This is a genomic window from Gordonibacter pamelaeae 7-10-1-b, assembly GCF_000210055.1.
Taxonomy (GTDB): Bacteria; Actinomycetota; Coriobacteriia; order Coriobacteriales; family Eggerthellaceae; genus Gordonibacter; species Gordonibacter pamelaeae.
This window is the reverse complement of record NC_021021.1, coordinates 2,613,238-2,626,234: the sequence shown is the minus strand read 5'-3', so window position 1 is coordinate 2,626,234 and position 12,997 is coordinate 2,613,238. Positions and strand designations below refer to the sequence as shown.

Annotated in this window: 11 protein-coding genes; all 11 read left to right on the top strand. The window is 64.1% G+C overall.

Translation table 11 applies throughout. The annotated features are described in order from the left end of the window. Window positions 1-1,517: SLC13 family permease (locus GPA_RS16920; RefSeq protein WP_167536659.1), on the top strand; the 1,517-nt coding region annotated here is incomplete at its 5' end. A gap of 221 nt (window positions 1,518-1,738) precedes the next feature. Then, entirely contained in the window at window positions 1,739-2,554 is an 816-nt protein-coding gene (locus GPA_RS12170; protein ID WP_015540047.1) for an ABC transporter substrate-binding protein, read from the top strand. 18 nt (window positions 2,555-2,572) lie between these two features. Further along, window positions 2,573-4,015, top strand: a complete 1,443-nt coding sequence (locus GPA_RS12165) for an amino acid ABC transporter permease (RefSeq protein WP_015540046.1) — start codon at window positions 2,573-2,575, stop codon at window positions 4,013-4,015. Window positions 4,016-4,028: 13 nt separating this feature from the next. Next, entirely contained in the window at window positions 4,029-4,826 is a 798-nt protein-coding gene (locus GPA_RS12160; protein WP_015540045.1) for an amino acid ABC transporter ATP-binding protein, read from the top strand. A gap of 245 nt (window positions 4,827-5,071) precedes the next feature. Next, entirely contained in the window at window positions 5,072-5,521 is a 450-nt protein-coding gene (locus GPA_RS18300; RefSeq protein ID WP_156791027.1) for a hypothetical protein, read from the top strand. 132 nt (window positions 5,522-5,653) lie between these two features. Next, on the top strand, window positions 5,654-6,802 hold the full coding sequence (locus tag GPA_RS12155) for an N-dimethylarginine dimethylaminohydrolase (protein ID WP_015540044.1): 1,149 nt from the start codon (window positions 5,654-5,656) through the stop codon (window positions 6,800-6,802). A 246-nt stretch (window positions 6,803-7,048) separates the two neighbouring features. Further along, the gene (locus GPA_RS12150) at window positions 7,049-8,215 is read left to right on the top strand and encodes a DMT family transporter (protein WP_015540043.1); all 1,167 of its coding nucleotides are present in this window, start codon (window positions 7,049-7,051) and stop codon (window positions 8,213-8,215) included. Window positions 8,216-8,246: 31 nt separating this feature from the next. Next, window positions 8,247-8,807: a hypothetical protein gene (locus tag GPA_RS12145; protein WP_015540042.1), complete on the top strand. Its 561-nt coding sequence runs from the start codon at window positions 8,247-8,249 to the stop codon at window positions 8,805-8,807. Between the two features lie 346 nt (window positions 8,808-9,153). Then, window positions 9,154-10,503 carry an MFS transporter gene (locus GPA_RS12140; RefSeq protein WP_015540041.1) on the top strand — a complete coding sequence of 450 codons (1,350 nt, stop codon included), beginning with the start codon at window positions 9,154-9,156 and terminating at the stop codon, window positions 10,501-10,503. A gap of 172 nt (window positions 10,504-10,675) precedes the next feature. Further along, window positions 10,676-11,272, top strand: a complete 597-nt coding sequence (locus GPA_RS12135; protein WP_041239578.1) for a TetR/AcrR family transcriptional regulator — start codon at window positions 10,676-10,678, stop codon at window positions 11,270-11,272. Window positions 11,273-11,473: 201 nt separating this feature from the next. Next, window positions 11,474-12,997, top strand: a 1,524-nt coding sequence (locus GPA_RS12130; protein WP_083809117.1) for an amino acid permease, incomplete at its 3' end; no start/stop codon positions are given.

The window sequence follows — 12,997 nt, the reverse complement described above, 5'->3', positions numbered from 1 at the left end:
GCGCTTCCGTGCGCCCGCTTGCCTCGCGGATCGCCCGGTTCGCGCGCGAGCGCACGGTGCTGCTCGTGTCGGCCCTGGCCGCCTTGGCAACCGTGGCCTTCGTTCCGCCCGACGAGGCGTACCTCGGCTATTTCGACGTGAAGACGCTCGCCTGCCTGTTCGGCATCCTCGCCGTGGTGGGCGCGCTGCGCGGCATCGGCCTGTTCGAGCACGCGGCGCGCCTCATCGTGGCGCGCTTCGCCACCTGCCGGTCCGCCGTGGCGGCGCTTGTGGGGTCAACGCTCGTGCTGTCGATGTTCGCCACGAACGATCTGGCGCTCATCATGATGCTGCCGCTGTCCGCCGCCACGCTGCTCAAGGCCGGGTGGGAGCGCTCGCTCCCGTTCGCGTTCATCATGCAGAACCTCGCGGCGAACCTCGGCGGCATGATCCTGCCGTTCGGCAACCCGCAGAACCTCTACCTGTACGAGTGCTTCTCCATCCCGCTGGGCGATTTCCTCTCCGTCATGACGCTGCCCTTCGCCGTCTCGGTCGCGCTCATCGCGCTCTGCTGCGCCCTGTTCGCGAAGCCCGAGCCCCCGCAGCCAGCGAAAAAACGAGCAGCAGAGAAGGGGGCGGCGGAAAAAGGGGAGATGAAAGAACGAATGCAGGAAGAGCGAATTCGGGGGAAGCGGTCGGCGGTAAAAGGAGCAACGGGTATACGGGCAACGGAAGAGGGAGCGGCGGGAAAGCAGGTAGCGGGAACACGGGCAACGGAAAATTCGCTTGTGGACGAGGGCCGGCAGCAGGTAGCCTTCCCCGCATCCGGCGAGCCCCTCCAACGAACGGATGTTTCACGTGAAACATTCGGGCCCTTCGCCGTTTCCAGTGGGTCGCCTCGGCAAACCGCTAGAAACGGCGAAGGACCAACATCCGCCTTCGAACAAGGGAGAGGTGCCGATACCGCCGCGCCACGCATCGTCTCGGCGCGGCGGGCGCGGGCGCTCGGCTATGCGGCGCTCCTGGTGCTGGTCATTGCCTCGGTGTTTCGGGTCGTGCCCTATCCGGTGGCGGTGGGCGCCGTCGTTGCCGTGCTCGGCGTGCTGGACCGCCGCGCGCTGCGCACGGTGGACTGGGGGCTGCTGCTCACGTTCGCCTGCTTCTTCGTGTTCGCGGGCAACCTGGCGCGCATCCCGGCCGTGGAGGGCTTCTTCTCGTTCTGGATGGGCGAGAGCGCCCTGCTCGTTGCCGCCGGTGCCAGCCAGATCATCAGCAACGTCCCCGCCGCCGTGCTGCTGTCGCATTTTGCAGACGGCTACCAGGCGCTGCTCGTGGGCGTGAACATAGGCGGCGCCGGCACGCTCGTGGCATCGCTTGCCAGCCTCATCACGTTCAACGAGTACCGCCTCGTCCGCCGCGGTTTCCCCAGCCGCCCCGCGCTCGCCCGCGTCACGCCCGGCGCCTACCTCGCGCGCTTCACCGCGTACAACGCGGCCTTCCTCGTCGTGCTCCTGCTCGTGTGCGCCCCCTTCGTGTAGGGCCCCGGCGTTCGCTCTCGAAGCCCCTCCCGTCGCTCCACCGCTTTAGCGCGCTAAACCACACGCACGCCAAAACACCCCGTTCGCGGGGGCCCATTCATCGAAAACGTCGGTCGGCGACGGATAACTGTTTGAAAAGAGGGGGCCGGCGCTTTATAGTAGTGCGACTGCATCATACTTCATGACGTGAAAGCGAGATGCAGAGGAAAGGGGAGAGACCAATGAACATCAAGAAAATGGTTGCGCTCGTTGCAACCGGCGCCCTCGCGGCATCGCTCGCGCTGTTCGGCTGCTCGTCGGGCGACGGGCAGGACTCCGGCGCGAAGGACGACAAGGCGGCCGGCAACGAGTCCGGCTACACGCTGGTGAACGACGGCAAGCTGACGGTGGCGGCTTCGCTCGACTTCCCGCCGTTCGAGAACCTGAACGGCGACACGCCCGAGGGCTTCGAGGTGGAGCTCATGGGCCTTCTGGCCGAGGAGATGGGCCTGGAGATCAACTACCTGCCGTCCACGAAGTTCGACACCATCGTTCCGCTCATCCAGACCGGCGGCAAGGCCGATGTGGGTGTTTCGGGCATCACCATCACCGACGAGCGCCTGGACCAGGTCGACTTCACCGACGCCGTGTGCGACGTGAACCAGAGCATCACCGTGCTCAAGGATTCGGGCGTCACCGACGTGGCGCAGCTCGAGGGCAAGAAGGTGGGCGCCCAGACCGGCACCACGGGCTACGAGTGGGCTGCCGAGAACATCAAGGACGTGGAGATGGTGGGCTTCGACGAGATGACCGCCGTGTTCCTGGCGCTGCAGTCCGGCCAGATCGACGCCATTGCGGTGGACCTGCCGGTGGCGAACTACTACGTGAAGACGGCCTACACCGACTGCCAGGTCATCAAGGAGATCCCCACGGGTGAGCAGTACGCCATCGCGGTGAGCAAGGACAGCCCCGAGCTGACCAAGGCGCTCAACACGGCGCTCAAGGCCGTGCGCGAGAACGGGAAGTACGACGAGCTTGCCGCCAAGTGGTTGCAGTAACGCACAGATAGGGTGAGCATGCAGATCGCATTCGCATTTGCGCGGAAACACCTCGCAGGCGCCGCGGCGGTTCTCTTCGCCGCGGCGCTGGCGGTCTCGTTCGTCTTGCCGGTCCAAGCGCACGCGCTCGACGTGGAGCGCTGGACCGCCAAGCCGAACAAGGACGGCGACAACACCACGGTTCTGGGAGCCACGGCGACGCGCGTCACGTGGCAGGGCCAGACGGCGGAGGACGAGTCCCTTGCCTCCGTGACCATCGAGATGCCCGAGGGCACCACCGTCGGGGCCGAGAACGTGAAGACCACCGTGCTCGTGGGGCTCGATCGCCTGGATGCGGCGTCCGAGGCCGTCGTGGACGGCAACGACGTCACGGTGACGCTCGCCGAGCCTGCGCCGGCCGGTGCGCTCGTCATGGTGGAGTGCAACCGCACGCTCCTGCCGGGCGGCGGCGGGTCGTTCGGCCTGGCGGGCAGTTACACCACGGCCGACGGGCAGCGCCACGACATGCCGGCCACGGACCAGGTCATCAACGTGACGGGCACCTCGCCCGCCGAGCAGCTGTCCAGCTGGCTCAACCAGCAGGACTGGGTGAAGGCGTGGAACTCCAACAAGTTCCTGCACCTGTTCTTCGACCCGGCCATCATCGTCACGTCCGTGCCGGCGCTGTTCGCCGGCTGGCTCGTGTCGATCGGCGTGGTGGTGGTGAGCTTCCCGCTGGCCATCCCCCTGGGCCTTCTGCTGTCGTTTTTACGCATGGCGAAGCACCGCCTTCCGCGCGCCATCGGCGCCACGTACATCAACATCGTGCGCGGAACGCCGCTGTTCCTGCAGCTCTACATCGCGTTCTTCGGCCTGCCGCTCATGGGCGTGCAGATGGACAACTTCACCATGGGCGCCATCGTGCTGGTCATGAACTCCAGCGCGTACCTGGCCGAGATATTCCGCGCGGGCATCCAGTCCATCAGCCAAGGGCAGTTCGAGGCGGCGCGGTCGCTGGGCATGAACGGTGCGCAGACCATGTTCTTCGTTATCATCCCGCAGACGGTACGGCGTGTGATTCCCACTATGACCAGCGAGTTCATCCTCATGTACAAGGACACCTCGCTCCTGGCCGCCGTGGGCGTGACCGAGCTCATGATGTACGCGAAGACCATCACGGCCGCCACGGGCAACGTGACGCCCTATATCGTGGCCGCCGGGTTCTACCTCATCGTCACCATTCCGCTCACGAAGCTCATCAACACCATGGAAGCGCGCATGTCCAACGGGCGCCGCAAGCATAAGAAGGGCCCCGCCGACCGCAGCATCACGTCGGCCGCCTCGGTGGTGCCTGATTCCGACGCCGGCGTGGCGCGCAGCATCCGCCTGTCCGAGACGTTCGCCGGGCCCGCCTCGCAGACCGACGCGGCAACGCGCATCTACGAGGATGCGAAGCGCAACGGCAACCATATCAGCCATTAAGGAGGTGCGGATCATGAGCGAAGCGAACAACGGCGCGGCGGGTATCGGGGCGGCAGACATCGCCGGCGCGGACGCTGCGGACGAGACGGTCATCCGCATCGAGGACCTGCGCAAGACGTTCGGCGACAACGAGGTGCTGCGCGGCATCGACCTCGACGTGCGCCGCGGCGAGGTAGTGGTGATCCTGGGCCCGTCCGGCTCGGGCAAGTCCACGCTGCTGCGCTGCGTGAACCTGCTGGAGAAGCCCACGGGCGGCCGCATCTTCTTCGAGGACACCGAGATCACCGCGAAGAAGACTGACATCAACAAGGTGCGTGCCAAGGTGGGCATGGTGTTCCAGAACTTCAACCTGTTCCCACACCTCACGGCCAAGAAGAACGTTATGCTGGCGCAGCAGAAGGTGCTGCACCGCAACAAGGAGGAGGCCGCGCGCATCGCCGAGGAGCAGCTAGAGAAGGTGGGCCTGGGCGAGCGTATAGACTACCGGCCCTCCGAGCTCTCCGGCGGCCAGCAGCAGCGCGTGGCCATCGCCCGCGCGCTCGCCATGGACCCGCACGTCATGCTGTTCGACGAGGCCACGAGCGCGCTCGACCCCGAGCTCGTGCGCGACGTGCTGAGCGTGATGAAGGAGCTCGCCCGCGGCGGCATGACCATGATCGTGGTGACGCACGAGATGGGCTTCGCCCGCGACGTAGCCGACCGCGTCATCTTCATGGACGGCGGCCACATCGTGGAGCAGGGCACCCCCGAAGAGGTGTTCGACCATCCGACGTCCGACCGCACGAAGGACTTCCTGGGCCATATCTCGTAGGGGCTCCTCTTTCAGCCGGCCAAAGGCGCGTCACCTGCATAGCCGGCCGAAGATGTGTCGCCGCATAACCGGCCGAAGGCGTGCCGCCGCATAGAGCCGGCTGGGGGCATGCGTATCGGGGGAGCCGTCCGGCGCATGGAGAAACCTCCGAGGTTGACCACATGCGCCGGACGGCCTCCCCTGCACGCGTGGTCCCTGCCGGCTGGATGGAAAGGCGGCATTGCCGGCGAATGGAAGAGCGGCGTATGGCCCGCCGGAAGGAAGAGCGGTGCAGGGGCTGGAGGGGAGCGTTGCGCGGCCGACTGAATGGAAGCGGCGGCGGATGCTTGCAGGGGGAGGGGGTCGATGAGCGGCAAGATATGTTTTTTCCCGCCCCCTCTATCCCGGCGATTCTTCGGAGCCCCTCGTTTTGTGCAAAACGCCGCTGTTTTTCCTACGGCAACCGCGGGCAGCCCCCCTGCATGAGGTTACGATTTGATTCCTTTTTATGCAGAACTATGGAAACAAAGAAGAAGAATATCCAATATGGTCATGATCTCGTTTCGCGCAAAGCTTCACCAAACCGTAATATTTTTGTGCATATGAACAAGATCATTGTTTTTTTGTTAAAAATCATTCGAAAATTTGTGTTGCAGGTGAACAAAAAAGATGGTATAACTTCCTCAACGGCAAATCTGGTAAGCATGCGACGGTAGGAAAACCGGGAGCGTCATGAACCACCAGTCTCCCAGCACTCTGAGTTGCAGCGCAAAAACCAGCAAGCTGCAGTAGTATGTAGTGTGCCACCCAACGGTAGCGAAGAGCGCTGCCACAGAAAGGAGACTGTCATGGCGAAGATAGTCAATTCTTGGAACGACTGGGATCCGCTGAAGCGCGTCATCGTGGGTCGTTGCGACAACTCGATGATCCCCCCCGAGGAGCCCGCGACTTCCGAGAAGGTGCCTGTCGACTCCGAGATGCGCGGCATGTGGGGCCTGCGTCCCCTCGCCACCGTCGAGCGTGGCAACGAGTGCCTCGAGAACCTCGTGAAGATCCTCGAGGACCGCGGCGTCGTCGTCGACCGTCCTACCCCGCTGCAGTGGAACCAGGCCATCGGCACGCCGGACTTCCGCAACGACTCCATGATGACCTGCATGCCTCCGCGTGACATCCTGCTCACCGTCGGCAACGAGATCATGGCCTCCGCGAACTCCTTCCGCTGCCGCTACTTCGAGTACCTGGCCTACTGGCCCCTCATGAAGCAGTACTTCGACGAGGATCCCGACTTCCTGTGGACCCAGGCCCCCCGTCCCCGCCTGACGGACGCCTCCTACAAGCACAACTACTACGACGAGAAGATCACGCTGGAAGAGCGCCTCGTCCGCACGGCCAACAAGGACTTCGTGACCACCGAGGTCGAGCCGATGTGGGATGCCGCCGACGTGATGCGCATGGGCAAGGACCTGTTCATCCAGCACGGCCTGACCACGAACCGCACGGCCATGGACTGGTTCCAGCGCTACTACCCCGAGTACCGCGTGCACGCCGTGAACTTCCCCGGCGACCCGTACCCGATCCACATCGACGCCACCTTCGTGCCGCTGCGTCCGGGCCTGATCATCAACAACCCGCACCGCAAGCTCCCCGAAGAGCAGCGCGCCATCTTCGAGGCCAACGATTGGCAGATCGTCGAAGCCGCCCAGCCGGCCCACGACGAGCCGCCGGCGCTGTGCTACAGCTCCGTCTGGCTGTCCATGAACTGCCTCGTGCTCGACCCGAAGACGGTCATCGTGGAGGCTTCCGAGGTTCACCAGCAGGAGCAGATGGACAAGCTCGGCATGAACGTCATCCCCTGCGACCTGCGCGACGCCTATCCGTTCGGCGGCGGCCTGCACTGCTCCACGGCTGACGTCTACCGCGAGGGCGACTGCCTCGACTACTTCCCGAACCGCGTCAAGGATCCCACCCTGGTGCGCCCGGAGATGTGGAACGACTAGTCGCTTAGCCGCCTAGCACAACAAGCCACTTGCTGAAAACAAGCGCCGATTAACAGAAGAAAGGGGATCTGGCAGGGTTTATCGCTCCAGATCCCCTTTCCTGCTCTTCAACCTATACCACCGCATGCACGATTCGGCCCTGTGAGGCCGACTAGGTACCCGTATACCCATTCGGCCTCACAGGGCCCGATTTGCGGCTGGCAAAGGGGATTTCCTTTTTCTTGCTACTGGTTTTAAGGAGGACCAATGGCAGATACCAACAAAACCACCAACACGCCGGATCTGGGTGACAAGCCCGAGCTCGGCAACGGCAAGGACGGCTCCGGCAGCTACCAGATGAGGGTGGGCTTCGGCACCATCGCCATGCTCATCTCGGCGACCGGCATGGGCCTCGTGCCGCTGTTCAGCCGCTGGGCTACGCGCACCGACATGTTCAACGGGGCGGCGGGCCTGAACGCCGGCGATTCCATCGGCGCCCTCATGGCCGTGGGGCGCATGGGCATGGGCGTCCTCTTCTTCGTCGTCCTGCTTCTTGCCACGCACAAGGTGCATGTGTTCAAGAAGCTCAAGCTCACGCCGGCTATCGCGCTCGGCGGCCTCATGATCGGCATGTCGCTGGCGTGCTACGTCACGTCCACGCTGCTCACCACCGTGTCGAACGCGGTTCTGTTCATCTACATAGGCCCGGTGGTCTGCGTATTGCTCGCGCGCATCTTCCGCAAGGAGCCTATGTCCAAGCTGCAGTGGATCTGCCTGGGGGCGGTGTTCATCGGCATGCTGTTCGGCAACAACCTCATGGGCTTCGGCGACAACGGCTTCTTCGTGGACTTCAACCTCGTGCCGTCCACGCCCGAGTTCCCGCAGAAGGGCATCGGCGATGCGTTCGGCCTCGCTTCCGGCTTCTTCTACGGCGCCTCGATGTTCTTCAACGGCTATCGCAAGGACGCCGACACCACGGCGCGCGGCGTGTGGAACTTCATCTTCGCCGTCATCGGCGCCGGCTCCATCACCATCGTGCTGAACTCGCTCGGCAGCATCGACCCGAGCATGGCCAACTGGGCGCTCAACATCCACTTCACGCCGTTCAACTGGATTGGCACCGTGCTCCTGTGGATCATCTGCGGTCCCATCGCGCTCGGATTCCTGCTGGTTGCCGGCCGTAACCTGCCTGCCGCAGACTACGGCACCATCGCGTACTGGGAGGTGCCCGTCGCCATCTTCGTGGGCCTCGTGGTGTTCGGCGAGGCGCTCACCATCAACACCATCATCGGCGGCCTGCTCATCATCGGCGGCGGCGCAGTGCCCTCCATCAGGGGCATGATCGTCGGCCGCAAGCAGAAGCAGCAGGAGGAGATCAGCGAGAACCTGGCTGCCCGCCTGGAAAAGGCCGAGGAAGACGAGCATCTGCAGTAGGCCGAGCGAGAAGAAAGGAACGGTGTGTCATATGAAGATCACGACCAATCTGACCCACATCGCCACCGAGGTCGAGTTCGAGCCTGCCCTGACCGAGGAGCAGCTCAAGGAGGCGTTCGGGGCAGTCGGCCTCAAGGGTTTCCCCGCCGAGCTGGACATTGCAGAACGCACGGAAGAGCATGTGCAGATGATGGCGCTGGACTCGTTCCTCGGGTTCGCCCAGACGTCGGGCGTGGCGGCCGTCACCTACGATGTGACGTATTTCCCGCATGCCGATGACGCCGAGGTGACCTACCAGCTCAAGCAGCTTGCACGCGAGCTGGAGATCAGCGCCGACGTTATCCGCGACGTATGCGCCGACGAGATCCGCGAGTACCTGGAGCTCGACGCGAAGCGCGATGCCAACGCCCCCGTGCACAGCATCGTGGAATGCTACGTGGGCGGCACGGCGTTCGCCTGGTACGGCATGAACGAGTACCCGCGCTTGAAGCGCGTCATCCTGCGCAAGCTGGCCCAGGGCGGTCAACGGGCCAAGCACAACTTCATCATGCGTGCGAGCAAGGAGCAGGTCGACCTGCTCGAAGATTACTGATAGCCGACTGGGCACGACAGGGGTTCTGAAAACGCGGCGGCTCGGTTCTGCCGGCCGCCGCGCCTCGGGCATCGCAGCGTCGGGGTTCTCGCTGCGATCTTCCCTTGCCGCCGCTTGCTCCAGCTGGTTTCCGCGCGTTCCGCGCCTTCTCCCAGACCCCGGTCGCGGAGCGCTGCCTGCCGGGTAAACGTTACATCTTGGTGGTAGGCCGAGTTTTGGCGTTATCATAACGGTTGCTGGAAGCGTATCTCCCCATTTTTGTCAGGAGGGCTCCACATGAAGCGAAGGCTTGCCAAGCGGTTTTGTCCCCGGCTCCACAAAGCCGCGCATTTCTTAGGGGACTATCATGAATGTTGAAAGCGGTACTGCCAACGCTGTTCCTCCCCGGTCGTTCTCGGAAGAAGAGCAGCATAAAACCCTGAAAAAGGTCACGTTCTCGTCGTTCCTGGGCAATTTCATCGAATGGTTCGACTACGCGAGTTATTCCTACCTGGCCACGGTCATCGCGCTCGTGTTCTTCCCGGGCGAGGACCGCTTCGTGGCGGTGATGAGCACGTTCGCCGTGTTCGCGCTCTCGTTCCTCGTGCGCCCCATCGGTGCGGTGTTCTGGGGGAACATGGGCGACAAGAAGGGCCGCAAGTGGGCCTTGTCCATCTCCATCCTCATGATGAGCGGTGCGACGTTCCTCATCGGCTGTCTGCCCGGCTACGCCCTCCTCGGCGTGGGCGCGCCGCTGCTGCTGCTTGCGCTGCGCATGGTGCAGAGCTTCTCGGCCGCCGGCGAGTATGCGGGTGCGGCCACGTTCATCGCCGAGTACGCGCCGAAGAACCACCGCGGCTTCTACTGCTCCATGGTGCCGGCGTCCACGGCCACGGGCCTGCTCGTGGGCTCGCTGTTCGCCACGTTCATGTTCAACACCTGGGGCGCCACGTCGGACTTCGTCGTGGACTGGGGCTGGCGCATACCGTTCTTGCTCGCGCTGCCGCTGGGCTACATCACGCACTACATCCGAACGTATCTCGAGGATTCCCCGGTGTACGAGGAGATGCAGGAGCACCTGAAGCAGCAGGGTTCCAGCGTGAAGCATCCCATCCGCACGCTGTTCAAGAAGCACCTGCGCGTGCTCATCATCTCGTTCGGCGCCTGCGTGTTGAACGCCGTGGGCTTCTATGCGGTGCTCACCTACCTGCCGAACTACCTCGAGACCACGCTGAACTACGATCCGAGCGCGGCATCCATCATCACCACTATCGTGCTGGTGGCCTACATCGGGTTCATCTTCGTGTCCGGCCGCATCTCCGACCGCTTCGGCCGCAAGAAGATGCTCATCATCGCCTGCGTCGGGTTCATCGTGCTCACCATCCCGGCGTTCATGCTGCTGGGTACGAAGAACTTCTGGATCATCCTGCTGGTCGAGCTGGTCATGTGCCTCATACTCACCATCAACGACGGCACGCTGTCCAGCTACCTGACCGAGACGTTCCCCACCGACGTGCGCTACTCCGGGTTCGCGTTGAGCTTCAACCTGGCCAATGCCATCTTCGGCGGCTCGGCGTCGTTCATCTCGTTCTGGTTGATCGATATGACGGGCAACGACATCGCGCCCGGGTTCTACATGGTGTTCATCGCCGCGCTGGCGCTGGTGGCCATGATCCTGTCGCACGAGCACACGGGCAAGGACTTGTCCGAGGTGTAGGCGGGGTGCGTGCGCCGCGCGCTGCGAGGCCTGCCGGGAGCCGCTCCGTTGGGGCGGCTCCTTCTTTCGGCGGCCGTCCGGGCCGCGGCGGCGGGCCGTCTCGGCACCGGCGCGTATTTCATCGTATAATGGGGCGGTTGCAACAGCGGCAGGGAGCAGGTTGGAGGGGTCTATGAGCGAATCGTCAACGCCGAAGTCATTGAAGGCTCAGATCACGCGCACGTCGCTCGTGCTCGCCGCCGCCGCGCTCCTGCGCGAGGAGGGTCCCAAGGCCGTCACGTACCGCAAGGTGGCGAAGTGGGCCGGGGCGGCGTCCTCGTCGGTGGGCTACTACTTCGACTCCGTCACCGAGCTCTTGCACGAGGCGGGCATGTACAACATCCAGCTGTGGGCGCAGCGCGCCGAGCGGGTGGCGGATTTGTGCGAGAAGCTGGAGCCCGAGGAATGCCGCGCGCGCATTACCGAGCTTCTGACGCGCGCGTGCCTGCCGGACGACTCCATCGTGCCCAAGGCGCACTACGCGCAGCTCATCGGCGCGGCTGATTCGAGCGTGGTCACGGAGGCCTACCGCAAGGGCCGCGTTCTGCTGGATGCCGCCATCGCGCGCATCCTCGAGCGGGCGGGCGTTCCCATGACGCCGCGCATCGTGGTGGCCATCGTCGATGGTGCCGCCGTGACCTCTATCTCCGAGGGTCTGGACGTGCGCGAGACCACCGGCAAACTGCTCGACGAGGCTATCGAGGCCTACACGAAGGCCGCTGGCTGCTAGCTGCCTGCGTTCCGCTTCGGGGCGTCCGCGCCCTCTTTCATATCCCGAACCTCACGCTTAAGCGACGGGAGGGTGAACCTTCTCCCCTCCGTCGTTCTCCCTTTCCTGCGTCTGATAGAACGGACGGACGCAAGCAAACGCGACGGCATCCATCTGCCTTTTGGGATGGCGGCGTCGCCCGTCTAGGAAAGGAGTTGGAGCATGAGCGAAACCCGTCAGCAGGCGGTCGCGCCCTCGGCCGATCCCGGCCCCGTGGGCAAGGTGAGCCGTCCGTCTTTCAAGCGGTCTTTGACGTTCTTCGGGTTCTTCGCCATCACCGCGTCCATGGTGATGACGGTGTACGAGTATCCCTCGTTCGCCTCGTCCGGGTTCCAGCTGGTGTTCTTCTTGATCATCGGCGGTATCCTGTGGTTCTTGCCCGTCGCCATGTGCGCGGCGGAGATGGCCACGGTGAAGGGGTGGGAGTCCGGCGGCATCTTCTCGTGGGTTGGCAACACGCTGGGGAGGCGCTGGGGTTTCGCCGCGCTGTTCTTCCAGTGGTTCCAGATCACGGTGGGCTTCGTGACCATGGCGTTCTTCATCTTGGCGGCGTTCGCCTACGTGGTGAAGTGGGACGCGCTGTACAACAACCCGCTCGTGATGTTCTTCGGCGTGGCCGCCATCGTGTGGATCCTCACGCTCACGCAGCTCGGCGGCACGAAGTACACGGCGCGCATCTCGAAGGTGGGCTTCGTGGGAGGCATCATCCTGCCCGTCATCGTGCTGCTGGTTGGCCTGGTCTACTACTTCGCCACGGGCGGCGTGTCGCAGATCAACATGACGCCGGCCACGTTCGTGCCCGACTTCGGCAAGGTGGATACGCTCGTGATCTTCGCGTCGTTCATCCTGGCGTACATGGGCGTGGAGGCATCCGCCTCGCACGTGAACGAGCTGAAGAACCCGAACCGCAACTACCCGCTGGCCATGATCATCCTGGCAGTGCTCACCATCGCGCTCGATGCGCTGGGCGGCCTGGCCGTGGCCACGACGCTGCCGGCGTCGGTGCTCGACGGCAACCTGTCGTTCGGCGTGATCGAGGCGTTCCGCGCCATCTTCGTGCAGCATATCGGCCCCGGCCTCAGCTGGATCGTGTTCGCGGTGGCGCTGCTTCTGGCGCTGGGTGTGCTGGCCGAGATCTCGGCCTGGATCGTGGGCCCGTCCCGCGCGCTGCTCGACACGGCGCACGACGGCATCCTGCCCCCCTCCTTCAAGAAGGTCAACAAGCACGGCGTGTCGGTGAAGACCGTGGTCATCCAGGCCTGCATCGTCACGGTGTGGGATGCGGTGCTCTGCGGCTCCATCGCGCTGTCCGGCGGGTCCAGCTCGTCGGTGGGCTACCTCACGGCCATCGGCCTGACGGTGGTCATCTACCTGGTGGGCTACGTGCTGTTCTTCCTCGGGTACTTCTACCTCATCTTCAAGAAGAAGGACCTGCCCCGTTCGTTCCAGCTGCCGGGCGGCACGCCGTTCAAGGCCATCGTGGCGGGCGCCGGCCTGTTCATGACCGTGGCAACGCTCATCATCTCGTTCTTCCCGTCGTCGAACCTCGATGCGCAGTCGAACATGGTGTACCAGGCCACGCTCGGCATCGCGTTCGTGATATCCGTGGCCATCCCGTTCGTCATCTACGCGCTGCGGCATAGGTGGGCTCCCCAGGGCCCGACCAACCGTGCGGCGGTCGGCGCG

Bases quoted from the DNA above. Each gene is read 5' to 3' on its own strand.
- GPA_RS12170 (WP_015540047.1), top strand. From the start codon at position 1,739: ATGAACATCAAGAAAATGGTTGCGCTCGTTGCAACCGGCGCCCTCGCG.
- GPA_RS12165 (WP_015540046.1), top strand. From the start codon at position 2,573: ATGCAGATCGCATTCGCATTTGCGCGGAAACACCTCGCAGGCGCCGCG.
- GPA_RS12160 (WP_015540045.1), top strand. From the start codon at position 4,029: ATGAGCGAAGCGAACAACGGCGCGGCGGGTATCGGGGCGGCAGACATC.
- GPA_RS18300 (WP_156791027.1), top strand. From the start codon at position 5,072: ATGGCCCGCCGGAAGGAAGAGCGGTGCAGGGGCTGGAGGGGAGCGTTG.
- GPA_RS12155 (WP_015540044.1), top strand. From the start codon at position 5,654: ATGGCGAAGATAGTCAATTCTTGGAACGACTGGGATCCGCTGAAGCGC.
- GPA_RS12150 (WP_015540043.1), top strand. From the start codon at position 7,049: ATGGCAGATACCAACAAAACCACCAACACGCCGGATCTGGGTGACAAG.
- GPA_RS12145 (WP_015540042.1), top strand. From the start codon at position 8,247: ATGAAGATCACGACCAATCTGACCCACATCGCCACCGAGGTCGAGTTC.
- GPA_RS12140 (WP_015540041.1), top strand. From the start codon at position 9,154: ATGAATGTTGAAAGCGGTACTGCCAACGCTGTTCCTCCCCGGTCGTTC.
- GPA_RS12135 (WP_041239578.1), top strand. From the start codon at position 10,676: ATGAGCGAATCGTCAACGCCGAAGTCATTGAAGGCTCAGATCACGCGC.